This is a genomic window from Microbispora amethystogenes (assembly GCF_016863015.1).
Taxonomy (GTDB): domain Bacteria; phylum Actinomycetota; class Actinomycetes; order Streptosporangiales; family Streptosporangiaceae; genus Microbispora; species Microbispora amethystogenes.
The window spans coordinates 39,821-64,525 of sequence record NZ_BOOB01000007.1; the positions used below are offsets into that span (position 1 = coordinate 39,821).

Consider the following 24,705-nt stretch of genomic DNA (forward strand, 5'->3'; position numbering starts at 1 on the left):
GGGAATGCGCCGGGCCGTACGGCGTCACGAGGTCGCCGGGCTCTGCTACTTCGAGTAGAGCTCGACGATGAGCTGCTCCTGGACCAGCGTGTCGATCTGCTGGCGGACCGGGAGCTGGTGCACGAGGACGCGCAGGTTCTCGGCGGAGGCGCCCAGCCACGCCGGGACGGTCTTGTCACCGGCGGTCGCGCGGGCGACCTCGTACGGGAGCAGGTTGCGCGACTTCTCGCGGACCTCGACGATGTCGTGCTCGCGCACGCGGTACGACGGGATGTCGACCTTCTTGCCGTTCACCAGGAAGTGGCCGTGGCGCACCTGCTGGCGGGCCGCGTCCCGCGACTCGGCGAAGCCGGCGCGGTAGACCACGTTGTCGAGACGGCTCTCCAGGATCTGGAGGAGGTTCTCACCCGTCTTGCCGGCCTTGCGGTTGGCTTCCTCGTAGTAGTTGTGGAACTGCTTCTCGAGGACGCCGTAGATCCGGCGGGTCTTCTGCTTCTCACGGAGCTGGAGCTGGTACTCCGACTCCTTCGGACGGCCGCGGCCGTGCTCACCCGGCGGGTACGGCCGGATCTCGATGGGGCACTTGGCGGACTCGCACTTCTTGCCCTTGAGGAAGAGCTTCGTCTTCTCACGACGGCAGAGCTTGCAGTCCGGACCCGTGTAACGAGCCATTTCTCTCTACTCTCCTGAGCTCAGACGCGGCGGCGCTTGGGCGGACGGCAGCCGTTGTGCGGGACCGGGGTCACGTCCTGGATGGACCCGACCTCGAGGCCGGTCGCCTGCAGCGACCGGATCGCGGTCTCACGGCCGGAACCGGGGCCCTTGACGAAGACGTCGACCTTCCGCATGCCGTGCTCCATGGCGCGGCGGGCGGCGTTCTCGGCCGCCATCTGCGCGGCGAACGGGGTGGACTTGCGGGAGCCCTTGAACCCGACGTGACCGGCGCTGGCCCAGGAGATCACATTCCCGTTCGGGTCGGTGATCGATACGATCGTGTTGTTGAACGTGCTCTTGATGTGGGCGTGCCCGTGAGCGACGTTCTTCTTTTCCTTGCGGCGCACCTTCTTCGGTGCGCCCTGGCGGCTCTTCGGCGGCATTTAAGCGCTGTCTCCTGGAATGTGGCTGCTTGCCCCATCCCCTGGACCTTCCTAACCGGTGTGACCGGCGAGATCCTCGGGCCGGGGCCTAAGGACTACTTCTTGCCGGGCTTCTTCTTGCCGGCGACGGTCTTCTTCTTGCCCTTGCGGGTGCGCGCGTTCGTCTGCGTCCGCTGACCGTGGACGGGCAGGCCCTTGCGGTGCCGGATGCCCTGGTAACAGCCGATCTCGATCTTGCGCCGGATGTCGGCCTGGACCTCGCGCCGGAGGTCACCCTCGATCTTGTAGTTCGCCTCGATGTAGTCACGCATCGGGATGATCTCGGCGTCCGTGAGCTGGTGGACGCGCAGATCGGGGCTGATGCCGGTCGCGTCAAGGATCTCCTTGGCGCGGGTGCGGCCGATTCCGAAAATGTAGGTGAGAGCGATCTCCAGCCGCTTGTCGCGGGGGAGGTCGACGCCAACCAGGCGAGCCATGGTCGGGCATTCTCCTTCGATGTGGCGGAGGTCTTACGCCTCGCTTCCCCTCCCATGCCCGGGCGAGGGCCCCGGCCTCCGACCGGGGGTCTCCCGCGTGGTACGGCTTTCGCCGCCTGCGCGGGTGCGAGACGCGACTACAGTGTGGCCCTCACGCGGGTCGAGCCCGTCACCTGGACGGACTCACCTGCGGGCCTGGTGGCGACGTGTCTGAGAGACTCAGCCCTGGCGCTGCTTGTGGCGCAGGTTGTCGCAGATCACCATGACGCGACCGTGCCGGCGAATCACCTTGCACTTGTCGCAGATCTTCTTGACGCTCGGCTTGACCTTCATAGTCCTTATTCGTTCCGCATACGGGCCCGTCCTTCGACGGAGGGGCCTACTTGTACCGGTAGACGATCCGCCCACGGCTGAGGTCGTAGGGGCTCAGTTCCACGACCACCCGGTCATCGGGAAGGATCCGGATGTAGTGCATCCGCATCCGCCCGCTGATGTGGGCCAGGACCTTGTGACCGTTGTCGAGCTGCACCCTGAACATGGCGTTCGGGAGCGACTCAATAACAGTGCCCTCAATCTCGATGGCGCCGTCTTTCTTGGCCATGGCCCTCGCGTTTCGCTGATCGGATCGTCAGAGGCTTCGGAACACTAAGCAGCCGCGACCTTCGGGCGCTTCCAGAGAGCGGCGACCAGCCAGGCCGCCTGAGCGCGAAAGGTCATAGTGAACCGACAAAGGAGTGTACGACAACCCGGGCCGAAATGCGAAACGACGGCAGGGGTCGCGACACAACCAGATGACAGGGTACCCCCGGAGAGGGCGTACGGCCAACGCCCGGCGCGACGCCGGGCCCGGATCAGCGACGCGGCCGGGACTGGCCGATGGTGCCGAAAACGGTGCCGACGAGGAGGACGGTGCCCCAGGGGCCCATGACCCAGAGCGGCCAGGGGTAGACGAAGTGCCCGCCGGTGATTCCGATGATCAACCAGACCACCCAGTTCACGGCGACGGCGCTGGCCCAGGTGGCCCAGGCCACCTTCACCGCGGTCCGCGCCTTGTTGCGCCGGGCCGGCGGGGGCGGGTCGGCTTTCGCCGCGGCGGGCAGGCGGTGCAGGTCCATCTCGGGCAGGTCGGCGGTCAGCGTGGCCAGCTCGCCGTACGTACGGCTCCGGTAGAGCTGCTCCAGCCGCTCGTTGAACTCCTCGACGCTGAGCCTGCCCTCGGCCACATGCTCCCGCAGAGCCGCGGCGACCCGGTCCCGGTCGCCGTCCGAGGCCCGCATGTCGGGCGTAGCCGCCATCACCATCTCCCGGTCATCGGAACGTTACGCCCCATTATGGTTCACGAGCCGTCCGGGCGGGCCGATCAGGGAGTGGTGTCTCCGGTCTCTGGGGTCACCCCTGCCCCGGCCCGGGGGAACCGGGAGGCGCCGCCGTCCAGCGCGGTGAGCACGAGCGGGCCGTCCTCAGTCACCGCGACGCTGTGCTCGAAGTGGGCGGAGGGCCGGCCGTCGATGGTGACGACCGTCCAGTCGTCGTCGAGCACGCGGGTCCTGTCGGTGCCGAGGTTCACCATCGGCTCGATCGCGAAGCACATGCCCGCCTCGAACTTGGGACCGCGCCCGGGACGGCCGTGGTTGGCCACCCAGGGGTCCATGTGCATCTCCGTGCCGATCCCGTGCCCGCCGTACTCCTGGGGGATGCCGTAGCGGCCCTGAGAGCGCACGTAGCGCTCGACCTGGAAGCCGATGTCGGACAGGTGCCCGCCGACCCGCAGGGCGGCGATACCGGCCCACATGGCCTCCTCGGTCACCCGCATGAGCTCGGTCAGCGCCGGGTCGACCTCTCCGATCCCCACGGTGATCGCGGAGTCGCCGTGCCACCCGTCGAGGATGGCGCCGCAGTCGATGGAGATGATGTCGCCCTCGCGAAGCTTGCGGCGGTCGGTGGGGATGCCGTGGACGACCTCGTCGTTGACGGAGGCGCAGATCGTGGCGGGGAAGCCCTGGTAGCCCTTGAACGAGGGGATCGCGCCCTCGTTCCGGATGGCCTCCTCGGCGACGACGTCGAGATCCAGCGGCGTCATGCCGGGCTGCACGGTCGTCCGAAGCAGCTCGAGCGTACGGGCGACCACCAGGCCGGCCGCGCGCATCTTCTCCACCTGCGCGGCGCTCTTGAGCTGAATGCCGTGTCTGTTCTTCTTGAACACGTAACGCACCCCCTCTCGAAATTGTCCCATATAAGCCTGAACGCCACCCCATGATCTGGAGTGGCGTTCCCGGCCGTGGTAACGACTCAGTCGGCGAACCGCCGCAGCGCCGACATCGCCCGCTGCGTGATCTCCTCGACCGGACCGGTCGCGTCGACGCCCTGCAGGATGCCCTCGTCCGCGTAGAAGGAGATGAGTGGCGCCGTCTGCTCCTGGTAGACCTCCAGGCGCCGCCTGATGGTCTCCTCGCGGTCGTCGTCCCGCTGGAAGAGCTCGCCGCCGCAGGCGTCGCAGACGCCCTCCGTGGCGGGCGGGTCGAACACCAGGTGCCACACCTTCCCGCAGGAGCGGCAGGTGCGGCGGCCCGCGAGGCGCCGTACGACCTCGTCGTCCTCGACGACCAGGTTGAGGACGACGTCCAGCGAGGTGCCGAACTCGGCCAGCATCTTCTTGAGGACCTCGGCCTGGGGCACGTTGCGGGGGAAGCCGTCGAGAAGGAAGCCCTCCTTGGCGTCGTCCTCCGAGAGCCGGTCACGGACCATGGCGACCGTCACCTCGTCGGGGACGAGGTCGCCGCGGTCCATGTACTCCTTGGCGAGCCTGCCGAGCTCCGTGCCGCCGGAGACGTTGGCACGGAAGATGTCGCCTGTCGAGATTTTCGGGATCGACAGGTGCGATGCGATGAACTGGGCCTGCGTCCCCTTACCCGCTCCGGGGGGCCCCACCAGGACGACGCGCACTATCTCAGGAAGCCCTCGTAGTTGCGCTGCTGGAGCTGGCTCTCGATCTGCTTGACCGTGTCCAGACCCACACCAACCATGATCAGAATGCTGGTCCCTCCGAACGGGAAGTTCTGGCTCGCTCCGGCCACCGCCAGCGCGATGATCGGGATGAGCGAGATGACACCCAGATACGGAGCGCCTGCGGCCGTGAGCCGCGTGAGCACGTAGTTGAGGTACTCGGCGGTCGGCCGGCCCGGACGGATGCCCGGGATGAACCCACCGTACTTCTTCATGTTGTCAGCCACTTCCGGGGGGTTGAAAGTGATGGACACGTAGAAGTACGTGAAGAAGATGATCAGCAGGAAGAACACGGCCATGTAGATCGGGTGGTCGCCCCGCACCATGTTCTGGGCCAGCCACTCGATCACGGCGTTCGGCTGGCTGCTGTTGCCGAACAGCGTCACCAGAAGCTGCGGAAGGTACAGCAGCGACGAGGCGAAGATGACCGGGATGATGCCCGCCTGGTTCACCTTGAGCGGGATGTAGGTCGAGGTTCCGCCGTACATCCTGCGGCCGACCATCCGCTTGGCGTACTGCACCGGGATGCGGCGCTGCGCCTGCTCGATGAAGACGACGACGCCGATCATCACGACACCGACGACCATCACCACGACGAACTTGAACGGGCTGAGCCGGTAGATGTTGATCAGCTCGGACGGGAAGACGGCGATGACCTGCGTGAAGATCAGGATCGACATGCCGTTGCCGACGCCCCGGTCGGTCACGAGCTCGCCCAGCCACATGATCACCGCGGTACCGGCGGTCATCGTGATGACCATGGTCACGAGCGGGAAGATCTCCTGGCTCAGCAGGACCTGCTCCTTGCAGCTCGGGAAGAGCTGCCCGCTGCGGGCCAGCGCGATGAACGCGGTCGACTGCAGCACCGCGAGCCCGATGGTCAGGTACCGCGTGTACTGTGTGATCTTCGCGGTGCCCGCCTGGCCCTCCTTCTTCAGGGCCTCGAGCCGCGGGATGACCACGGTCAGCAGTTGCAGGATGATGCTGGCGGTGATGTAGGGCATGATGCCCAGTGCGAAGACTGAAAGTTTCAGCAGGGCTCCGCCGCTGAACAGCTGCACCATCCCGTAGATGTTGCCGGCGTCCCCTGCCTGGGCCTGGTCGAGACACAGGGCGACGTTCTGGGCGTTGACGCCCGGAGTGGGAAGCACCGAGCCCAGCCGGAACAGCGCGATGATGCCCAAGGTGAAGAGCAACTTGTTGCGCAGGTCCGGCGTCCGGAAAGCCCGGGTAATCGCGGTCAGCACGGTCCCTCCTGCGCGCCTGTGACGCGGTAACGGTCGGCGATGGGCCACGAGGCGTCCATCGACGAAACTACTTGCCAAAGAGCTTGTTCGGCCACGGTCGGAGCCGTGTGCCAGGCGAACTCTAACGCACTACGGGCGCGGAGGCTCATAACGAACCTCCGCGCCTCGTGCAGCCTCATGCCTACAGCTCGGAAACCGAGCCACCGGCCGCGGCGATCTTCTCCTTCGCGCTGGCGGAGAAGGCGTGCGCCTGCACGTTCACCGCCACGGAGATGTCGCCGGTGCCCAGCACCTTGACGGGCTGGTTCTTGCGAACCGCGCCCTTGGCCACCAGGGCGTCGAGCGTGACGTCGCCGCCCTGGGGGAACAGCTCCCCGAGCCTGTCCAGGTTGACGACCTGGTAGGTCGTCTTGAACAGGGCGTTGGAGAAGCCCTTCAGCTTCGGCAGGCGCCGCTGGAGCGGGACCTGGCCACCTTCGAAGCCCGGCATCACGGAGGTGCGGGCCCTGGTGCCCTTGGTGCCACGGCCGGCCGTCTTGCCCTTGGACGCCTCGCCGCGGCCCTTGCGGGTCTTGGCCTTGTTGGCGCCGGGGGCAGGACGAAGGTCGTGGATCTTGAGCGGAGCGTTCTCGGTCATGACTAGTCGACCTCCTCAACCTCGACGAGGTGCGACACCTTGGCGACCATGCCCCGGATCTCCGGGCGGTCCTCCTTGACGACGACGTCGCCGATTCGCTTCAGGCCCAGCGAACGCAGCGAGTCACGCTGGTTCTGCTGGCCACCGATCTTGGACCGGGTCTGAGTGATCCTCAGCCGTGCCATCGTCAGCTCACCGCCTTGGCGGCCGCCGCGGCCTCGGCGAGACCCTCCGCGCGGGCCTTGAGCATCGCCTTGGGAGCGACGTCCTCGATCGGCAGGCCACGACGGGCGGCGATCTCCTCGGGCCTGCTGAGGCCCTTCAGAGCCGCCACGGTGGCGTGCACGATGTTGATCGGGTTGTCCGAGCCGAGCGACTTGGACAGCACGTCGTGGATCCCGGCGCACTCCAGGACCGCGCGCACCGGGCCACCCGCGATGACGCCCGTACCGGGCGAGGCCGGACGCAGGAGGACGACGCCGGCGGCGTCCTCGCCCTGCACCGGGTGCGGGATCGTGCCCTGGATCCGCGGGACCTTGAAGAAGTGCTTCTTGGCCTCCTCGACGCCCTTGGCGATCGCCGCGGGCACCTCCTTGGCCTTGCCGTAGCCGACCCCGACGAGGCCGTTGCCGTCGCCGACGATGACCAGCGCGGTGAAGCTGAAGCGCCGGCCGCCCTGGACGACCTTGGCCACACGGTTGATCTTTACGACGCGCTCGATGTACGAGACGCCCTTGTCTGCGGCGCCACCGCGGCGGTCATCACGACGGTCACGCCGCTCGCCACCGCCGCCGGCACCGCGACGCGGAGCTGCAGCCATCAGTGGTTCCTCTTCTCGTTGCTCTTGGGACGGGCCGCCGGTCGCGGCCTCCGGACCGGAGCCATCAGAACTCCAGCCCGCCTTCACGGGCGCTGTCCGCGAGAGCGGCGATACGCCCCGCGTAGCGGTTGCCACCGCGGTCGAACACGACAGCGGTGATCCCGGCGCTCTTGGCCCGCTGAGCGAGAAGCTCGCCGACCTTCTTCGCCTTCTCGGTCTTGTCACCCTCGGACCCGCGCAGCGAGACGTCCATGGTGGAGGCGCTCACCAGCGTGTGGCCCTGGGTGTCGTCGACGATCTGCACGAACAGGTGACGCGTGGACCGGTTGACGACCAGACGCGGACGCTCGGTGGTGCCGAACACGTTCTTGCGGACGCGGTTGTGACGGCGGGCCCGGGAGACCGTGCGGGCGGCCGTGTGCTTGCCGAACGCAGTCTTTCCAGCCATGCCTACTTACCAGCCTTTCCGACCTTGCGGCGGACAACCTCGCCCTGGTAGCGCACACCCTTGCCCTTGTACGGGTCGGGCTTGCGCAGCTTCCTGATGTTCGCGGCGACCTCGCCGACCTTCTGCTTGTCGATGCCGTCCACGTGGAACAGGGTCGGCCGCTCGACGCGGAAGGTGACGCCCTCGGGAGCGTCGATGATCACCGGGTGACTGAAGCCCAGCGAGAACTCCAGCTGCGTCGGGCCCTTGGCCGCGACGCGATAACCGACGCCGACGATCTCCAGCGTCTTCGTGTAGCCCTGCGTGACGCCCGCCACCATGTTGGCGATGAGCGTGCGCGACAGGCCGTGCAGCGCCCGGACCTTGTTCTCGTCGTTCGGGCGGGAGACGGCGATGTTGCCGTCCTCACCGCGCGAGACCTCGATGGGCTCGGCGACCGTGTGCGTGAGCGTGCCCTTGGGTCCCTTGACCTGGACCGCCCGGCCGTCGATCGTGATGTCGACACCCGCCGGTACGGGGATGGGCAGCCGTCCGATTCGCGACATGCTGGGTTCCTCCCCTCGTTACCAGACGTAGGCGAGGACTTCCCCGCCCACTCCACGCTTGCTCGCCTGCCGGTCCGTCATCAGACCGCCGGACGTCGAGATGATCGCGACGCCCAGGCCGCCCAGAACGCGGGGCAGGTTGTCCTTCTTTGCGTAGACCCGCAGACCGGGCTTCGACACCCGGCGCAGGCCCGCGATGGAGCGCTCGCGGGTGGGGCCGAACTTCAGCTCCATCACGAGGTTCTTGCCAACCTTCGCGTCCTCGACGCTCCAGCCCTGGATGTAGCCCTCCTGCTGGAGGATCTCCGCGATGTGTGCCTTGATCTTCGAGTAAGGCATGCTCACGGTGTCGTGATAGGCCGAGTTCGCGTTCCGCAGACGCGTCAGCATGTCTGCGATCGGGTCGGTCATCGTCATGGCCGGTGGCCTTCCTCACCGCGGTTTCCCGATGGGACCTTCGGTGCGGTCGTGGGCGCTGTGGTCAGCGCCCGGTTGATAAGACTTCTGTACGGCTGGCCCGGGAGGGCTTACCAGCTCGACTTGGTGATGCCGGGCAGCTCGCCCCGGTGCGCCATCTCGCGGAAGCACACACGGCAGAGCCCGAACTTGCGGTAGACAGCGCGGGGACGGCCGCAGCGCGAACACCGAGTGTACGCCCGGACCTCGAACTTCTGCTTGCGCGCTGCCTTGACCTTCAGCGACGTCTTCGCCATGATCAGGCCTCCTTGAAGGGGAAACCGAGGAGCTTCAGCAGCGCCCGGCCCTGCTCGTCGTTCTTCGCGGTGGTCACGACCGTGATGTCCATGCCCCGCTGCCGGTCCACCTTGTCCTGGTCGACCTCGTGGAACATGACCTGCTCGGTGAGGCCGAAGGTGTAGTTGCCGTTGCCGTCGAACTGCTTCGGCGACAGGCCCCGGAAGTCCCGGATACGCGGCAGCGCCAGGGACAGCAGGCGGTCGAGGAACTCCCACATACGGTCGCCGCGCAGCGTGACGTGCGCGCCGATCGGCATGCCCTCGCGCAGCTTGAACTGCGCGATGGACTTGCGGGCGCGGGCGACGGCCGGCTTCTGGCCGGTGATCGCGGTCAGGTCGCGCACGGCGCCCTCGATGAGCTTCGAGTCGCGGGCGGCCTCGCCGACACCCATGTTCACCTTGATCTTGGTGATCGTGGGCACCAGCATGATGTTCTCGATGCCGAACTCCTCGCGCAGCTTCGCGATGATCTCCTCGCGGTAGCGCTGCTTGAGGCGCGGAAGGGTCCGCTCTTCAGTCGTGGCGGTCATCAGCTGTCCTCACCCGTCGCCTCGGCGTCGCCCTTCGCGGCGGCCTTCTTCTCGGGCTTCTTCTCGTCATCCTTGAGCTTCTTGACGTTGCTCACGTGGATGGGAGCCTCCATGGTCTGCACGCCGCCTTCCTTGGCGCCGCGCGGTCCCTGGTTGGTGACCTTGGAGTGCTTCTTGATCATGTTGACGCCCTCGACCACCACGCGCTCCCTGTCGGGGTAAGCGGCGATGATCCGGCCCTTGGCGCCCTTGTCCTTGCCGGCGATGACAAGGACGAGGTCGCCCTTCTTCACGTGCAGCTTCGGCATCACAGCACCTCCGGCGCGAGCGAGATGATGCGCATGAACCTCTTGTCGCGCAGTTCACGGCCCACCGGGCCGAAGATGCGGGTGCCCCGCGGGTCGCCGCTGTCCTTGATGATGACCGCGGCGTTCTCGTCGAAGCGGATGTAGGAGCCGTCGGGGCGGCGGCGCTCCTTCACGGTGCGCACCACGACAGCCTTGACAACGTCGCCTTTCTTAACGCCTCCGCCGGGAATGGCGTCCTTCACCGTGCCCACGATGATGTCGCCGATTCCCGCGTAGCGCCGACCCGAGCCGCCGAGAACGCGGATGCAGAGAATCTCCTTGGCACCCGTGTTGTCGGCGACCTTGAGCCGCGACTCCTGCTGGATCACGTCTACTCCTGTGTGTCGTGCCGGTTCTCACCCAGCGGTGAGCCTGGCCGAACCTGATGTGGTCTTTTTCCCCCGGCGACAGTCTGCGACCGCCGCCGCGGGCGGACCGGGCCGATGGACGGCCCCGCCCCTTGGACACCGTCATGGGGGGTGGTCTCCCACCCCCCACGAGGCGCGTCTAGATCTGTTACTTGGCCTTCTCGAGGATCTCCACGACCCGCCACCGCTTGGTGGCGGACAGCGGCCGGGTCTCCATCAGGAGAACGCGGTCGCCGACGCCGCAGACGTTCTGCTCGTCGTGGGCCTTGTACTTGGTCGTCCGACGGATGACCTTGCCGTACAGCGGGTGCTTGACGCGGTCCTCGACGGCGACGACGACGGTCTTGTCCATCTTGTCGCTGACGACCAGGCCCTCACGGGTCTTGCGGTAGTTCCGCGCCGTACCGGCGGTGGCGTCGGTGGTCGGGGTCTCGGTTGCTTCAGACATCGCTCGGCTCCTTCTCGACCGTGACGATGCCGAGCTCGCGCTCGCGCATCACGGTGTAGATACGGGCGATCTCGCGGCGGACGGCGCGCAGCCGCCCGTGGCTCTCCAACTGCCCCGTCGCCGACTGGAAGCGGAGGTTGAACAGCTCCTCCTTGGCTTCCTTCAGCTTCTGGACCAGAACCTCCTGGTCCTCGACACGCAGCTCCGCGGCGGTCAGACCCTTAGCCATCACGCCTCACCCACTTCACGCTTGACGAAACGGCACTTCATGGGGAGCTTGTGCATCGCGCGCCGCATGGCCTCGCGGGCCACGGGCTCGGCGACGCCGGAAAGCTCGAACATGACACGGCCGGGCTTGACATTGGCGATCCACCACTCCGGAGAGCCCTTACCGGAACCCATGCGGGTCTCGGCCGGCTTCTTCGTGAGGGGGCGGTCCGGGAAGATGTTGATCCACACCTTGCCGCCACGGCGGATGTGCCGGGTCATGGCGATACGAGCGGCCTCGATCTGGCGGTTGGTCACATAGCTGTGCTCAAGCGCCTGGATGCCGAACTCGCCGAAGACGACCCTGGTGCCGCCCTTGGCGGCGCCGCTGCGGTCGGGCCGGTGCTGCTTGCGGTGCTTGACCCTGCGCGGGATCAGCATGGTCAGCTCCCTTCAGCACCCGGCTGCTCCGCCGGGCCGGTCTCGGGGGCGGCCTGCGCGGCCGCCTCGGTCCTGGGTGCGCGGTCGGGACGACCGGCACCACCACGACGGGGACGGTCGCCGCCGCCGCGACGGGGACGGTCGCCCGCGCCGCCACGACGGTCGTCACGCTCACGACGCTGGCCCGCACGGGCGCCGGCCGCGGCCGCCTCCCGCTCGGAACGGCTGGTCGGAGCCTCGCCCTTGTAGATCCACACCTTCACGCCGATGCGGCCGAAGGTGGTGCGGGCCTCGTAGAAGCCGTAGTCGACGTCCGCGCGGAGCGTGTGCAGGGGCACGCGGCCCTCGCGGTAGAACTCCGAGCGGGACATCTCGGCGCCGCCCAGACGTCCGGCGCACTGCACCCGGATGCCCTTGGCGCCGCTCTTCATGGCGGACTGCATGGCCTTACGCATGGCCCGGCGGAACGAGACGCGGCTGGACAGCTGCTCGGCCACGCCCTGCGCGACGAGCTGCGCGTCGATCTCGGGGTTCTTCACCTCGAGGATGTTCAGCTGGACCTGCTTCTTGGTCAGCTTCTCCAGGTCGCCGCGGATGCGGTCGGCCTCGGCGCCGCGGCGGCCGATGACGATGCCCGGCCGGGCGGTGTGGATGTCGACCTGGACGCGGTCGGTCGTACGCTCGATCTCGACCTTGGAGATGCCGGCCCGCTCCATGCCCTTCTGCAGCATGCGACGGATCGCCACGTCCTCGGCGACGTACGACTTGTACAGCTTGTCGGCGTACCACCGGCTCTTGAAGTCGGTCGTGATGCCGAGGCGGAACCCGTGCGGGTTAACCTTCTGGCCCACTAGCGGGTCCTTCCCTTCGGCTCGCGGGACTCCACGATCACGGTGATGTGGCTCGTCCGCTTGTTGATCCGATAGGCACGACCCTGGGCGCGCGGGCGGAATCGCTTGAGGGTCGGCCCCTCGTCGACCCACGCGCGGCTCACGAAGAGCGTCTCCCGGTCGAGCTTGAAATTGTGCTCAGCGTTCGCGATCGCGCTCGAGAGCACCTTGTAGACGGTCTCGCTCGCCGACTGGGGAGCGAACTGCAGCACGGCCTGCGCCTCCGAAGCGGGCAGCCCGCGAATGAGGTCCACCACACGGCGGGCCTTCCGGGGCGTGTGGCGCGCGAACCGCGCCTGTGCCCTGGCTTCCATCGCTTTCTCCTCTAACTGCTGGCTTGAAGGCGCTTACCGCCGGCTGCGGCGGTCTTCCTTGACGTGGCTGCGGAACGTCCGCGTGGGGGCGAACTCACCGAGCTTGTGACCGATCATCGAGTCGGTGACGAACACCGGAACGTGCTTGCGGCCGTCGTGCACGGCGATCGTGTGGCCGATCATGTCGGGCACGATCATGGAGCGCCGCGACCACGTCTTGATGACGTTCTTGGTGCCCTTCTCGTTCTGGGCGTCCACCTTCTTCTGCAGGTGGTCGTCCACGAAGGGACCCTTCTTAAGGCTACGTGGCATATCGGCTGCTCCTACCGCTTCTTCCTCTTGCTCCGACGACGGATGATCAGCCGGTCGCTCGGCTTGTTCGGCTGCCGCGTACGGCCCTCGGGCTTGCCCTTCGGGTTCACCGGGTGGCGACCACCGGAGGTCTTGCCCTCACCACCACCGTGCGGGTGGTCGACCGGGTTCATGGCGACACCGCGGACCGTGGGGCGCTTGCCCTTCCAGCGGTTGCGGCCGGCCTTGCCGATGTTGATGTTGGACTGCTCGGCGTTGCCCACCTGGCCCACCGAGGCCCGGCAGCGCACGTCGACCTGGCGCATTTCACCGGACGGCATACGCAGCGTGGCGTACATGCCCTCCTTGGCGAGCAGCTGGATCTGCGCGCCGGCGCTGCGGCCGAGCTTGGCGCCGCCACCGGGGCGAAGCTCCACCGCGTGGATGAAGGTACCGGTCGGGATGTTGCGCAGCGGCAGGCAGTTGCCCGGCTTGATGTCGGCCGTGGGGCCGTTCTCGATCTGGTCGCCCTGCTTCAGGCCGGCCGGAGCGAGGATGTAGCGCTTCTCGCCGTCGGCGTAGTGCAGCAGCGCGATGCGGGAGGTGCGGTTCGGGTCGTACTCGATGTGCGCGACCTTGGCCGGGATCCCGTCCTTGTCGTGGCGGCGGAAGTCGATGATCCGGTAGGCGCGCTTGTGCCCGCCTCCCTGGTGCCGGGCGGTCACCCGGCCGTGGACGTTGCGGCCGCCCTTGCTGTGCAGTGGGGCAAGCAGCGACTTCTCCGGCGTGCTGCGCGTGATCTCGGCGAAGTCCGAGACGCTCGCGCCGCGCCGACCCGGAGTCGTCGGCTTGTACTTACGGATGCCCATCTTTTTCGTTCATCCTTCGTCGGTTCGTACCGGTCGGGGTCCGCCTCACGGCGGTCCCCCCGGTGCTCTCTTCCTCGGGGCCGGTCCCTCGCACGATGGCGAGGGGCCCCTCTCCCCGCTGCGGCAGGTGCTAGCCGATCTGACCGAAGATGTCGATCCGCTCGCCCTCGGCCAGGCTCACGATCGCGCGCTTGGTGGTCGGGCGCTGGCCGTAGCCGTGCTTGGTCCGCTTGCGCTTGCCCTGGCGGTTGATCGTGTTCACGCCGGTCACCTTGACGCCGAAGATCTGCTCGACGGCGATCTTCACCTGCGTCTTGTTGGCACCCTTGCGCACCAGGAACGTGTACTTGTTGTGCTCATCGATCAGGCCGTAGCTCTTCTCGGAGACGATCGGCTTGAGGATGATGTCACGCGGGTCGGCGATCTTCTGCATCAGGCCTCTTCCTTCCCGCTGTTCCCCAGCCGCGCCACGACCTGGTCGTAGGCCTCACGGGTGAAGACCACGTCGTCGTGGCAGAGCACGTCGTAGGTGTTGATCTGCCCCGCGTCCAGCAGGTGGACCTCGGGGGCGTTGCGCAGGCTGAGCCAGGTGAGCTCGTCGTTCTCGTCGACCACGACGAGAACGCTGCGGGCCTGCGTAATCTTCCGCAGCGCCTCCAGGGCGGCGCGGGTCCCGGGCGTGTCACCCGTGACGAGGCCGCTCACCACGTGGACGCGGCCGCCGCCGGCGCGGTCGGACAGCGCGCCCTTCAGGGCCGCCGCCTTCATCTTCTTGGGCGTCCGCTGCTCGTACGAGCGCGGCTGCGGGCCGTGGACGACGCCACCGCCGGCGAACTGCGGAGCACGGGTCGAGCCCTGGCGGGCGCGGCCGGTGCCCTTCTGCCGGTACGGCTTCTTGCCGCCGCCGGAGACGTTGCCGCGGGTCTTGGTGGCGTGGGTGCCCTGCCGGCGCGCGGCCAGCTGGGCGACGACCACCTGGTGGATCAGCGGGACGTTGACCTTGGCGCCGAAGACCTCCTCGGGGAGGTCGACGGTCCCCGCCTTGGCGCCGCTGGCGTCGAGGACGTCAATGGTCGTGCTCACTTGGCAGCAACCCCCTTCTTGGCGGCGGTGCGGATGAGGACCAGGCTGCCGTTGGCGCCGGGGATCGCACCCTTGATCAGGATGAGGCCCTTCTCGGCGTCCACGGCGTGCACCTTGAGGCTCTGGACCGTCGTGCGGACGTTGCCCATCCGGCCGGCCATGCGCAGGCCCTTGAAGACGCGGCCCGGGGTGGCGCACCCGCCGATGGAGCCCGGGGAGCGGTGCTTGCGCTGCGTACCGTGCGAGGCGCCGAGACCACGGAAGTTGTGGCGCTTCATGACACCCGCGAAGCCCTTGCCCTTGCTCTTGCCGGTGACGTCGATGTACTGCCCGGCCTCGAAGGCGTCGGCGAGGATCTCCTGGCCGAGGGTGTACTCGGAGGCGTCGTCGGTGCGGACCTCGGCGAAGTAGCGGCGCGGCGTGATGTCGTGCTTGCGGAGGTAGTCGCCCAGGGGCTTGTTGACCTTACGAGGGTCGATCTGCCCGTAGCCGAGCTGGACGGCGGAGTAGCCGTCCTTCTCCGGAGTGCGGACCCGGGTCACCACGCACGGACCGGCCTCGACGACGGTGACCGGGATCACCCGGTTCGTCTCGTCGAAGACCTGGGTCATGCCGAGCTTCTTGCCCAGGACGCCCTTGATCTGCTTAGCCATGTCAGTGCGTTCCTTAGAGCTTGATCGAGATGTCGACACCGGCGGGAAGGTCGAGACGCATGAGCGAGTCGACCGTCTTCGGCGTCGGGTCGATGATGTCAATCAGCCGCTTGTGCGTACGCATCTCAAAGTGCTCGCGGCTGTCCTTGTACTTGTGCGGCGACCGGATGACGCAGTACACGTTCTTCTCGGTCGGCAGCGGCACCGGGCCAGCGACCTTGGCGCCGGTCCGCGTCACCGTCTCGACGATCTTCTTGGCCGAGCTGTCGATGACCTCGTGGTCATACGCCTTGAGCCGGATGCGGATCTTCTGTCCCGCCATAATGGCCTCGGTGTCCTTCGCTGTCGTCCTATAAAGCTTCACGCGGCCTGGTGCCGCAGGTCGTTTTCCACGCGACCGACGTTCCGGAGCCCGTCCGGTGTTCCGTGATCTGGCAGTGGCTTCGGTCGAAGTGCGGCCGAAAGCACTGCGAGATCACGGTCTCGTCGTCCGTGGGGGGCCGTCTCCGGCCCCTCCGTGGTGCGGCGGCCAGGCCCTCAGGGACCCGACCGCCGCCCAGCGGTGCTACTACTTGATGATCTTCGTCACGCGGCCGGCGCCGACGGTGCGGCCACCCTCGCGGATCGCGAACTTGAGGCCGTCCTCCATCGCGATCGGCTGGATGAGCTGGACGGTCATCTCGGTGTTGTCACCGGGCATGACCATCTCGGTGCCCTCCGGCAGGTTCACGACACCGGTCACGTCCGTGGTACGGAAGTAGAACTGCGGCCGGTAGTTGTTGAAGAACGGCGTGTGGCGGCCGCCCTCGTCCTTGGACAGGATGTAGACCTGCGCCTCGAACTCGGTGTGCGGGGTCGTGGTGCCCGGCTTGATGACACACTGACCGCGCTCGACGTCCTCGCGCTTGATGCCGCGGAGGAGCAGACCGACGTTGTCACCGGCCTGGCCCTCGTCAAGGAGCTTGCGGAACATCTCGACACCGGTGACGGTGGTCGTGGTGCTCTTCTCCTTGATGCCGATGATGTCGACGGTCTCGTTGACCTTGACGATACCGCGCTCGATACGGCCGGTGACGACCGTGCCGCGACCGGTGATCGAGAACACGTCCTCGATCGGCATGAGGAACGGCTTGTCGGTGTCACGAACCGGCTCGGGGACGTTCTCGTCCACGGCGTTCATGAGCTCGATGATCGAGTCGCCCCACTTCTCGTCGCCCTCGAGCGCCTTGAGCGCGGAGACGCGCACGACCGGCAGGTCGTCGCCCGGGAACTCCTGGGCGGACAGCAGCTCGCGGACCTCGAGCTCGACGAGCTCCAGGATCTCCTCGTCGTCGACCATGTCGGCCTTGTTGAGGGCCACGACGATGTAGGGAACGCCGACCTGGCGGGCCAGGAGGACGTGCTCCTTCGTCTGCGGCATCGGGCCGTCGGTCGCCGCGACCACCAGGATCGCGCCGTCCATCTGGGCGGCACCGGTGATCATGTTCTTCACGTAGTCGGCGTGACCGGGGCAGTCCACGTGGGCGTAGTGGCGCTTCTCGGTCTGGTACTCGACGTGCGCGATGGAGATGGTGATTCCGCGAGCCTTCTCCTCGGGCGCCTTGTCGATCTTGTCGAACGGGGTCGCCTCGTTGAGCTGCGGGAAACGGTCGTGAAGCACCTTGGTGATCGCCGCGGTCAGAGTGGTCTTGCCGTGGTCGATGTGCCCAATGGTGCCGATGTTCACGTGCGGCTTGTTCCGCTCGAACTTGGCCTTGGCCACTGGTCTGTCTCCTTAGAGATTCTGACTTGACTTGCGTCTTGCAACTCAGGCTGTGCCCGGCGGAGGGATCACTCCCTCCGCCGTGCACCGAGCGGAACTATTCGCCCCGAGCCTTCGCGACGATCTCCTTGGCGATGCCCGGGGGCACCTCCGAGTAGGAGTCGAACTGCATGCTGTAGCTCGCGCGCCCCTGGGTGCGGCTGCGCAGGTCGCCCACGTAGCCGAACATCTCGGACAGCGGCACGAGCGCCTTGATGACACGGGCGCCGGACCGTTCGTCCATCGCCTGGATCTGCCCGCGACGACCGTTCAGGTCGCCGATGACATCACCCATGTAGTCCTCGGGCGTGGTGACCTCGACGGCCATCATCGGCTCGAGGAGTACAGCGTCCGCCTTGCGCGCGGCCTCCTTGAAGGCCATCGAGCCAGCGATCTTGAACGCCATTTCCGACGAGTCGACCTCGTGGAAGGCGCCGTCCTGGAGCGTGACCTTCACGCCGACCATCGGGTAGCCGGCGAGCACGCCGAACTCGGCCGCCTCCTGCGCGCCCGCGTCCACCGACGGGATGTACTCCCGCGGGATGCGGCCACCGGTGACCTTGTTCTCGAACTCGTAGCCGTCGTTGCCCTCGCCCAGCGGCTCCAGGTTGATGATCACGCGCGCGAACTGGCCGGAACCACCGGTCTGCTTCTTGTGCGTGTACTCGACCTTCTCCACCTTGCGGCGGATGGTCTCGCGGTAGGCGACCTGCGGGCGGCCGACGTTGGCCTCGACCTTGAACTCGCGGCGCATCCGGTCGACGAGGATCTCCAGGTGGAGCTCACCCATACCCCAGATGACCGTCTGACCGGTCTCCTCGTCCCGGCGGACCTGGAAGGACGGGTCCTCCTCGGCCAGCCGCTGGATCGCGGTGCCCAGCTTCTCCTGGTCGCCCTTGGTCTTGGGCTCGATCGCGACGTTGATGACCGGCGCGGGGAACGTCATCGACTCGAGGACGACCTGCTTGACCGGGTCCGACAGAGTGTCGCCGGTGGTGGTGTCCTTCAGGCCCATGACGGCCACGATCTGACCAGCGGTCGCGGACGGGCGCTCCTCGCGCTTGTTCGCGTGCATCTGGTAGATCTTGCCGATCCGCTCCTTCTTGCCCTTGACCGAGTTCACCACGGTGGTGCCGGTCTCGAGCGTTCCGGAGTAGACGCGGATGTAGGTGAGCTTGCCCAGGTGCGGGTCGCTCATGATCTTGAACGCCAGCGCCGCGAACGGCTCGCTCGGGTCCGCGTGGCGCTCGACGATCTCCTCCTCCTTGCCCACCGCGTGGCCCTTGAAGGCCGGGATGTCGGTGGGGGCGGGGAGGTAGGCGACGATCGCGTCGAGCAGGGGCTGCACGCCCTTGTTCTTGAACGCGGTGCCGCACAGGACCGGGTTGATCGTGCCGGCGACCGTCGCCCGCCGGAGGGCGGCGACGAGCTGCTCCTCGGTGGGCTCGACGCCCTCCAGGAAGAGCTCCATGAGCTCGTCGTCGTTCTCGGCGACCGTCTCGACCAGCTTGTCGCGCCACTCGCGAGCCGCGTCGGCGTGGTCGGCCGGGATGTCGACGGTGTCGTACATCTCGCCCTTGGCCGCCTCGGCGCTCCAGAGCAGGCCCTTCATCTTCACCAGGTCGATGACGCCCTTGAAGTCGGCCTCGACGCCCCAGGGAAGCTGGATGACCGCCGGGGTGGAGCCCAGCCGGCTGATCATCATGTCGACGCAGCGGTGGAACTCCGCACCGACCCGGTCCATCTTGTTGACGAAGCAGATCCGGGGCACACCGTAGCGGTCGGCCTGACGCCACACCGTCTCGGACTGCGGCTCCACGCCGGCGACGCCGTCGAACACCGCGACCGCGCCGTCGAGAACACGCAGCGACCGCTCGACCTCGATGGTGAAGTCCACGTGTCCGGGCGTGTCGATGATGTTGATCGTGTGATCAAGCCAGCTGCAGGTGGTCGCGGCGGAGGTGATGGTGATGCCGCGCTCCTGCTCCTGCTCCATCCAGTCCATGGTGGCAGCGCCCTCATGGACTTCACCGATCTTGTAGTTGATACCGGTGTAGAACAGGATGCGCTCAGTCGTCGTGGTCTTGCCCGCGTCGATATGGGCCATGATCCCGATGTTGCGGACCTTGGCCAGGTCAAGAGCGGTCGTGGTGGCCACTTCTTCGCGTCCTTAACTCGTCGTCGGTGCTCACTACCAGCGGTAGTGGGCGAAGGCCTTGTTGGACTCGGCCATCTTGTGCGTGTCCTCGCGCCGCTTGACGCTGGCGCCGAGGCCGTTGCTCGCGTCGAGGAGCTCGTTCATGAGTCGCTCGGTCATGGTCTTCTCGCGGCGCGCCCGGGAGTACTGGACGAGCCAGCGCAGGGCCAGCGTGGTGCTGCGCGAGGCCTTCACCTCGACGGGCACCTGGTAGGTGGCGCCACCGACACGGCGGCTCTTCACCTCGAGCGTCGGGCGGACGTTGTCGAGGGCCCGCTTCAGGGTGACGACCGGGTCGTTGCCGGTCTTGTCCTTGCAGCCCTCGAGAGCGCCGTAGACGATCGACTGCGCGAGGGAGCGCTTGCCGTCCAGGAGAACCTTGTTGATGAGCGCGGTGACCAGCGGCGAGTTGTGCACCGGGTCAGCGACCAGCTGGCGGCGGCCAGGGGAACCCTTGCGCGGCATGTCAGCTCTTCTCCTTCTTCGCGCCGTAACGGCTGCGGGCCTGCTTGCGGTTGCGGACGGCCTGGGTGTCCAGCGAACCACGGATGATCTTGTAGCGAACACCCGGCAGGTCCTTCACACGACCACCGCGCACGAGCACCATCGAGTGCTCCTGGAGGTTGTGACCCACCCCGGGGATGTAAGCCGTGACCTCGATGCCGTTGGTGAGCCGAACACGGGCCACCTTGCGCAGCGCCGAGTTGGGCTTCTTGGGCGTGGTCGTGTAAACGCGGGTGCAAACGCCGCGCCGCTGCGGGCTCCCCTTGAGGGCAGGAGTCTTGGTCTTGCTGACCTTGTCCTGCCGGCCCTTGCGGACCAACTGCTGAATGGTGGGCACCGCGTCTCCGTTTCGTGCCTAGCCGGTGATACGTCGTCCCGATCCTGGCGATGCCGCCCCTCACGGGTTTGCAGGTGCTGCCGGTGTCATGACCTGCGGATTTTCCATCCCCGCCGACCCACGCGCTCGGGCGTGTCGCGCTCTGCGCACGCCACACCCGGACAGACCCGGTCGATCTGGAGGATTCACACGGCGCCCCCGCCCGCCTCCCACAAGGGAGAACGGCTGTCAAGCGCACGCATGCGAGCCCACGAACCCATGGGCACGAAGGAAAAGACTACCCAGCGGTTCGCAAGTCGTCAAAACGACCGCCGCCGGATCGTCGGGTCCGTGTCATGGTTCCCGCCGCCTGCCTGCAGGCAGACAGCCAGAGGGCTCGGGAAGAGTGTACTCGCCCGCCACCCCTTCCCTCGCCATTTCCGCCCACCCCACGCGGCTTTCGGCCACAAACCCAAACCGCCCGGGGAGCGGGTGCTCTCCGGGCGGTTCGGTGTTCGGGACTCAGCTGCCGGTGACTCAGCGGCCGTACTGGCCGAAGTCGTACTCCTCCAGCGGGACGGCCTCGCCGCTGCCGGAGCCGAAGGTGTAGTCCGCCGCGGAGCCGTCGTAGCCGCCGACCGTGTACATCGCGGCCTTGGCCTCCTCGGTGGGCTCCACCCGGATGTTGCGGTACTGGGGCATGCCCGTACCGGCCGGGATGAGCTTACCGATGATGACGTTCTCCTTGAGGCCGAGCAGCGAGTCGGACTTGGCGTGGATCGCCGCGTCGGTGAGGACTCGCGTCGTCTCCTGGAAGGACGCCGCCGACAGCCACGACTCGGTGGCCAGCGAGGCCTTGGTGATGCCCATCAGGACCGGACGGCCGGAGGCCGGCTGGCCACCCTCCGCCACGGTCTGCCGGTTCATCGCCTCGAAACGCGGCCGCTCGACCAGCTCGCCGGGCAGCAGCTCGGTGTCGCCCGACTCGAGCACGTTCACGCGCTTGAGCATCTGCCGGACGATGACCTCGATGTGCTTGTCGTGGATCGACACGCCCTGCGAGCGGTAGACCTGCTGCACCTCGTCCACGAGGTGGAGCTGGACGGCCCGCGGGCCGAGGATCCGCAGGACCTCGTTCGGGTTGCGCGCACCGGCGATCAGCAGCTGACCGACGTCCACGCGCTGTCCCTCGGAGACCAGCAGCCGCGACCGCATCGACACCGGGTACGCGATCTCCTCGGAGCCGTCGTCCGGAGTGATGACGATCTTGCGAGTCTTGTCGGTCTCGTCGATCCGCGCCCGGCCCGCGACCTCGCTGATCGGGGCGACACCCTTGGGGATGCGCGCCTCGAACAGCTCCTGGACACGCGGCAGACCGTGGGTGATGTCCGCGCCCGCCACACCACCGGTGTGGAAGGTACGCATGGTCAGCTGGGTGCCGGGCTCACCGATCGACTGGGCCGCGATGATGCCGACGGCCTCGCCGACGTCCACGAGCTTGCCGGTGGCCAGCGAGCGGCCGTAGCAGGTCGCGCAGACACCGATCTTGGCCTCGCAGACCAGCGTGCTGCGGGTCCGGACCGTCTCGATGCCGGCGTTCACCAGCGCGGTGACGGTGTCGTCGTTGATGTCGACACCCGCCGCGGCGACGAGCTTGCCGTCCACCTCGACGTCCTCGGCGAGGATGCGGCCGTGCACATTGCTCTCGGCGTTCTCGGCCTTGACCAGGGCGCCCGACGAGTCGCGCTCGCCCACGTGCAGCGGGACGGCGCGGTCGGTGCCACAGTCGATCTCGCGGACGATGACGTCCTGGGCGACGTCGACGAGACGACGCGTCAGGTAGCCGGAGTCGGCGGTCCGCAGAGCGGTGTCCGCGAGACCCTTCCGCTGGCCGTGGGTCGAGATGAAGTACTCCAGCACCGACAGGCCCTCGCGGAAGGAGGACTTGATCGGCCGCGGGATCGTCTCACCCTTGGTGTTGGACACCAGGCCGCGGATGCCGGCGATCTGCCGCACCTGCATGCGGTTGCCTCGAGCGCCGGAGTTGACCATCATCCAGACCGGGTTGGTCGCCGGGAACGCGTTGACCATGTCGGTCTCGACGTCCGCCGTCGCGTGGGTCCAGATCTCGATGAGCTCCTGACGGCGCTCCTCGTCGGTGATCAGACCACGGTCGTACTCGCGCTGGACCTTGTCCGCACGCCGCTCGTACGACTCCATGATGGCGGCCTTGTTCGGCGGCGCCACGACGTCCTCGATGGAGATCGTGACACCGGCGCGGGTCGCCCAGTGGAAGCCGGCGTCCTTCAGCGCGTCGAGCGCGTTGGCCACCTCCACCTTCGGGTACCGCTCGGCCAGCTCGTTGACGATCGCCGAGAGCTGCTTCTTGCCGACCTGGTAGTTCACGAAGGGGTAGTTGGCGGGCAGCGTCTGGTTGAACAGGCACCGGCCCAGCGTGGTCTCCAGCCGGATCGCGTCACCCGCCTCCCAGCCCTCCGGGGCCTCCCAGCCGCGCGGCGGCGGGACGTCCTTGAGCCGCACCTGGATCTTGGCCTGGATGTCCAGCTCGTGCCGGTCGTGGGCCATGAGGGCCTCCGACACGGTGGTGAACACCCGGCCCTCGCCCTGGCCGCCCTCCTTCTCGGTGGTCAGCCAGTACAGACCGATGACCATGTCCTGGGTGGGCATCGTCACCGGCTTGCCGTCCGCCGGCTTGAGGATGTTGTTGGTGGACAGCATCAGGATCCGCGCCTCGGCCTGGGCCTCGGCCGACAGCGGCAGGTGCACCGCCATCTGGTCGCCGTCGAAGTCCGCGTTGAACGCGGTGCAGACGAGCGGGTGGATCTGGATGGCCTTGCCCTCGACCAGCTGCGGCTCGAAGGCCTGGATGCCCAGGCGGTGCAGCGTGGGCGCGCGGTTGAGCAGCACCGGGTGCTCGGTGATGACCTCTTCCAGCACGTCCCACACGACCGGCTTGGACCGCTCGACCATCCGCTTGGCGGACTTGATGTTCTGCGCGTGGTTGAGATCGACCAGGCGCTTCATCACGAACGGCTTGAACAGCTCCAGCGCCATCTGCTTGGGCAGGCCGCACTGGTGCAGCCTGAGCTGCGGGCCGACGACGATGACCGAACGGCCGGAGTAGTCGACGCGCTTGCCGAGCAGGTTCTGCCGGAAACGACCCTGCTTGCCCTTCAGCATGTCGCTGAGGGACTTCAGCGGGCGGTTGCCGGGGCCGGTGACCGGACGGCCGCGGCGGCCGTTGTCGAACAGGGCGTCGACGGCCTCCTGGAGCATCCGCTTCTCGTTGTTCACGATGATCTCGGGCGCGCCGAGGTCGAGCAGACGCTTGAGCCGGTTGTTCCGGTTGATCACCCGGCGGTACAGGTCGTTCAGGTCCGAGGTGGCGAAGCGGCCACCGTCGAGCTGGACCATCGGCCGCAGGTCCGGCGGGATCACCGGGATGCAGTCGAGGACCATGCCGCTCGGCGAGTTGCGGGTGTTGAGGAACGCCGCGACGACCTTGAGCCGCTTGAGGGCGCGGGCCTTCTTCTGGCCCTTGCCGCTGCGGATGGTCTCCCGCAGGTTCTCCGCCTCGGCCTCCAGGTCGAAGCCGCCGAGCCGCTCCTGGATGGCCTGGGCGCCCATGCCGCCGCGGAAGTAGCGGCCGAACCGGTCGCGCATCTCGCGGTAGAGCAGCTCGTCGCCCTCCAGGTCCTGGACCTTGAGGTTCTTGAAGCGGCTCCAGACCTCCTCCAGCCGGTCCAGCTCGCGCTGGGCCCGGTCGCGGAGCTGGCGCATCTCACGGTCGGCGCCCTCGCGCACCTTGCGGCGGGCGTCGCCCTTGGCGCCGGAGGCCTCCAGCTCGGCCAGGTCGGCCTCGAGCTTCTTCTGGCGGGCCTCGATGTCGGCGTCACGGCGCTGCTCGACGTGCTGCCGCTCGACGGAGATCTTCGCCTCCAGCGACGGCAGGTCGCGGTCACGCATCTCGTTGTCGACATGCGTGATCATGTAGGCCGCGAAGTAGATGACCTTCTCCAGGTCCTTCGGGGCCAGGTCGAGCAGGTAACCGAGGCGCGACGGGACGCCCTTGAAGTACCAGATGTGGGTGACCGGGGCGGCCAGCTCGATGTGGCCCATCCGCTCACGGCGCACCTTGGCGCGCGTGACCTCGACGCCACAGCGCTCACAGATGATGCCCTTGAAGCGGACGCGCTTGTACTTACCGCAGTAGCACTCCCAGTCCCGGGTCGGACCGAAGATCTTCTCGCAGAAGAGCCCGTCCTTCTCCGGCTTGAGGGTTCGGTAGTTGATGGTCTCCGGCTTCTTCACCTCGCCGTGCGACCACTGCCTGATGTCGTCGGCGGTCGCGAGGCCGATGCGCAGCTCGTCGAAGAAGTTGACGTCGAGCACTAGAT

The 24,705-nt window shown here is 67.4% G+C and carries 35 protein-coding genes; all 35 read right to left on the reverse strand.

The window, feature by feature from the left end; all coding sequences use genetic code 11:
• Positions 1-45: 45 nt before the first annotated feature.
• Positions 46-672 carry a 30S ribosomal protein S4 gene (gene rpsD / locus Mam01_RS04850; RefSeq protein WP_150930830.1) on the reverse strand — a complete coding sequence of 209 codons (627 nt, stop codon included), beginning with the start codon at positions 670-672 and terminating at the stop codon, positions 46-48.
• A gap of 20 nt (positions 673-692) precedes the next feature.
• Positions 693-1,097 carry a 30S ribosomal protein S11 gene (rpsK, locus tag Mam01_RS04855; RefSeq protein WP_020542285.1) on the reverse strand — a complete coding sequence of 135 codons (405 nt, stop codon included), beginning with the start codon at positions 1,095-1,097 and terminating at the stop codon, positions 693-695.
• Positions 1,098-1,192: 95 nt separating this feature from the next.
• Complete coding sequence (gene rpsM, locus Mam01_RS04860; protein ID WP_111699893.1) at positions 1,193-1,573, reverse strand: 30S ribosomal protein S13; 381 nt, start codon at positions 1,571-1,573, stop codon at positions 1,193-1,195.
• Between the two features lie 219 nt (positions 1,574-1,792).
• On the reverse strand, positions 1,793-1,906 hold the full coding sequence (gene rpmJ / locus Mam01_RS04865; protein ID WP_003956441.1) for a 50S ribosomal protein L36: 114 nt from the start codon (positions 1,904-1,906) through the stop codon (positions 1,793-1,795).
• A 46-nt stretch (positions 1,907-1,952) separates the two neighbouring features.
• Positions 1,953-2,174: a translation initiation factor IF-1 gene (gene infA / locus Mam01_RS04870; RefSeq protein WP_030508344.1), complete on the reverse strand. Its 222-nt coding sequence runs from the start codon at positions 2,172-2,174 to the stop codon at positions 1,953-1,955.
• A gap of 250 nt (positions 2,175-2,424) precedes the next feature.
• Complete coding sequence (locus tag Mam01_RS04875; protein ID WP_204284270.1) at positions 2,425-2,868, reverse strand: DUF1707 SHOCT-like domain-containing protein; 444 nt, start codon at positions 2,866-2,868, stop codon at positions 2,425-2,427.
• A gap of 65 nt (positions 2,869-2,933) precedes the next feature.
• On the reverse strand, positions 2,934-3,776 hold the full coding sequence (gene map / locus Mam01_RS04880; RefSeq protein ID WP_204284271.1) for a type I methionyl aminopeptidase: 843 nt from the start codon (positions 3,774-3,776) through the stop codon (positions 2,934-2,936).
• Between the two features lie 86 nt (positions 3,777-3,862).
• The gene (locus tag Mam01_RS04885) at positions 3,863-4,516 is read right to left on the reverse strand and encodes an adenylate kinase (protein ID WP_204284272.1); all 654 of its coding nucleotides are present in this window, start codon (positions 4,514-4,516) and stop codon (positions 3,863-3,865) included.
• Complete coding sequence (gene secY / locus Mam01_RS04890) at positions 4,516-5,823, reverse strand: preprotein translocase subunit SecY (RefSeq protein WP_150930837.1); 1,308 nt, start codon at positions 5,821-5,823, stop codon at positions 4,516-4,518. Before secY ends, Mam01_RS04885 begins: the two co-directional genes overlap by 1 nt.
• Before the next feature lie 181 nt (positions 5,824-6,004).
• Positions 6,005-6,460 carry a 50S ribosomal protein L15 gene (rplO, locus tag Mam01_RS04895; protein WP_150930840.1) on the reverse strand — a complete coding sequence of 152 codons (456 nt, stop codon included), beginning with the start codon at positions 6,458-6,460 and terminating at the stop codon, positions 6,005-6,007.
• Positions 6,461-6,462: 2 nt separating this feature from the next.
• Entirely contained in the window at positions 6,463-6,645 is a 183-nt protein-coding gene (gene rpmD / locus Mam01_RS04900; protein ID WP_111699899.1) for a 50S ribosomal protein L30, read from the reverse strand.
• Positions 6,646-6,647: 2 nt separating this feature from the next.
• Positions 6,648-7,280 (reverse strand): 30S ribosomal protein S5, encoded by a 633-nt coding sequence (gene rpsE / locus Mam01_RS04905; RefSeq protein WP_030508336.1) that lies wholly within the window; start codon positions 7,278-7,280, stop codon positions 6,648-6,650.
• 64 nt (positions 7,281-7,344) lie between these two features.
• Entirely contained in the window at positions 7,345-7,728 is a 384-nt protein-coding gene (gene rplR, locus Mam01_RS04910) for a 50S ribosomal protein L18 (protein ID WP_111699900.1), read from the reverse strand.
• Positions 7,729-7,730: 2 nt separating this feature from the next.
• A complete protein-coding gene (gene rplF / locus Mam01_RS04915) occupies positions 7,731-8,273 on the reverse strand; it encodes a 50S ribosomal protein L6 (protein ID WP_150930842.1) in 543 nt (180 codons plus the stop codon).
• An 18-nt stretch (positions 8,274-8,291) separates the two neighbouring features.
• Entirely contained in the window at positions 8,292-8,690 is a 399-nt protein-coding gene (gene rpsH, locus Mam01_RS04920; protein WP_111699902.1) for a 30S ribosomal protein S8, read from the reverse strand.
• Between the two features lie 110 nt (positions 8,691-8,800).
• The gene (locus Mam01_RS04925) at positions 8,801-8,986 is read right to left on the reverse strand and encodes a type Z 30S ribosomal protein S14 (RefSeq protein ID WP_030451489.1); all 186 of its coding nucleotides are present in this window, start codon (positions 8,984-8,986) and stop codon (positions 8,801-8,803) included.
• A gap of 2 nt (positions 8,987-8,988) precedes the next feature.
• Positions 8,989-9,558 (reverse strand): 50S ribosomal protein L5, encoded by a 570-nt coding sequence (gene rplE, locus Mam01_RS04930; RefSeq protein ID WP_150930844.1) that lies wholly within the window; start codon positions 9,556-9,558, stop codon positions 8,989-8,991.
• A complete protein-coding gene (rplX, locus tag Mam01_RS04935; protein ID WP_150931294.1) occupies positions 9,558-9,857 on the reverse strand; it encodes a 50S ribosomal protein L24 in 300 nt (99 codons plus the stop codon). The genes rplE and rplX overlap by 1 nt, the downstream gene beginning before the upstream one ends.
• Positions 9,858-9,865: 8 nt before the next feature.
• Positions 9,866-10,234, reverse strand: coding sequence for a 50S ribosomal protein L14 (gene rplN, locus Mam01_RS04940; protein WP_150930845.1), 369 nt, complete (start codon positions 10,232-10,234; stop codon positions 9,866-9,868).
• 187 nt (positions 10,235-10,421) lie between these two features.
• Entirely contained in the window at positions 10,422-10,721 is a 300-nt protein-coding gene (gene rpsQ / locus Mam01_RS04945) for a 30S ribosomal protein S17 (protein ID WP_150930847.1), read from the reverse strand.
• Positions 10,714-10,950, reverse strand: coding sequence for a 50S ribosomal protein L29 (rpmC, locus tag Mam01_RS04950; protein WP_030508328.1), 237 nt, complete (start codon positions 10,948-10,950; stop codon positions 10,714-10,716). Before rpmC ends, rpsQ begins: the two co-directional genes overlap by 8 nt.
• Positions 10,950-11,369 carry a 50S ribosomal protein L16 gene (rplP, locus tag Mam01_RS04955; RefSeq protein WP_030508327.1) on the reverse strand — a complete coding sequence of 140 codons (420 nt, stop codon included), beginning with the start codon at positions 11,367-11,369 and terminating at the stop codon, positions 10,950-10,952. The genes rpmC and rplP overlap by 1 nt, the downstream gene beginning before the upstream one ends.
• Positions 11,370-11,371: 2 nt before the next feature.
• Entirely contained in the window at positions 11,372-12,220 is an 849-nt protein-coding gene (rpsC, locus tag Mam01_RS04960; RefSeq protein ID WP_111699906.1) for a 30S ribosomal protein S3, read from the reverse strand.
• Entirely contained in the window at positions 12,220-12,573 is a 354-nt protein-coding gene (rplV, locus tag Mam01_RS04965) for a 50S ribosomal protein L22 (RefSeq protein ID WP_111699907.1), read from the reverse strand. Before rplV ends, rpsC begins: the two co-directional genes overlap by 1 nt.
• A 33-nt stretch (positions 12,574-12,606) precedes the next feature.
• Positions 12,607-12,885 carry a 30S ribosomal protein S19 gene (rpsS, locus tag Mam01_RS04970; RefSeq protein ID WP_055506384.1) on the reverse strand — a complete coding sequence of 93 codons (279 nt, stop codon included), beginning with the start codon at positions 12,883-12,885 and terminating at the stop codon, positions 12,607-12,609.
• A gap of 11 nt (positions 12,886-12,896) precedes the next feature.
• The gene (gene rplB / locus Mam01_RS04975) at positions 12,897-13,733 is read right to left on the reverse strand and encodes a 50S ribosomal protein L2 (RefSeq protein ID WP_150930849.1); all 837 of its coding nucleotides are present in this window, start codon (positions 13,731-13,733) and stop codon (positions 12,897-12,899) included.
• 130 nt (positions 13,734-13,863) lie between these two features.
• Entirely contained in the window at positions 13,864-14,166 is a 303-nt protein-coding gene (rplW, locus tag Mam01_RS04980; protein WP_139573662.1) for a 50S ribosomal protein L23, read from the reverse strand.
• Positions 14,166-14,816, reverse strand: coding sequence for a 50S ribosomal protein L4 (gene rplD, locus Mam01_RS04985; protein ID WP_150930851.1), 651 nt, complete (start codon positions 14,814-14,816; stop codon positions 14,166-14,168). The genes rplW and rplD overlap by 1 nt, the downstream gene beginning before the upstream one ends.
• Entirely contained in the window at positions 14,813-15,469 is a 657-nt protein-coding gene (gene rplC / locus Mam01_RS04990; RefSeq protein WP_150930854.1) for a 50S ribosomal protein L3, read from the reverse strand. The genes rplD and rplC overlap by 4 nt, the downstream gene beginning before the upstream one ends.
• A gap of 13 nt (positions 15,470-15,482) precedes the next feature.
• The gene (gene rpsJ / locus Mam01_RS04995; protein ID WP_012887830.1) at positions 15,483-15,791 is read right to left on the reverse strand and encodes a 30S ribosomal protein S10; all 309 of its coding nucleotides are present in this window, start codon (positions 15,789-15,791) and stop codon (positions 15,483-15,485) included.
• Positions 15,792-16,037: 246 nt separating this feature from the next.
• On the reverse strand, positions 16,038-17,231 hold the full coding sequence (gene tuf / locus Mam01_RS05000; RefSeq protein WP_150930856.1) for an elongation factor Tu: 1,194 nt from the start codon (positions 17,229-17,231) through the stop codon (positions 16,038-16,040).
• Positions 17,232-17,328: 97 nt separating this feature from the next.
• Positions 17,329-19,377, reverse strand: a complete 2,049-nt coding sequence (gene fusA / locus Mam01_RS05005; RefSeq protein WP_239101050.1) for an elongation factor G — start codon at positions 19,375-19,377, stop codon at positions 17,329-17,331.
• A gap of 84 nt (positions 19,378-19,461) precedes the next feature.
• Positions 19,462-19,932, reverse strand: a complete 471-nt coding sequence (gene rpsG, locus Mam01_RS05010; RefSeq protein ID WP_030508317.1) for a 30S ribosomal protein S7 — start codon at positions 19,930-19,932, stop codon at positions 19,462-19,464.
• A gap of 1 nt (position 19,933) precedes the next feature.
• A complete protein-coding gene (rpsL, locus tag Mam01_RS05015) occupies positions 19,934-20,308 on the reverse strand; it encodes a 30S ribosomal protein S12 (protein WP_030508316.1) in 375 nt (124 codons plus the stop codon).
• A 516-nt stretch (positions 20,309-20,824) separates the two neighbouring features.
• Positions 20,825-24,700, reverse strand: a complete 3,876-nt coding sequence (locus Mam01_RS05020) for a DNA-directed RNA polymerase subunit beta' (protein ID WP_150930859.1) — start codon at positions 24,698-24,700, stop codon at positions 20,825-20,827.
• Positions 24,701-24,705: the final 5 nt, after the last annotated feature.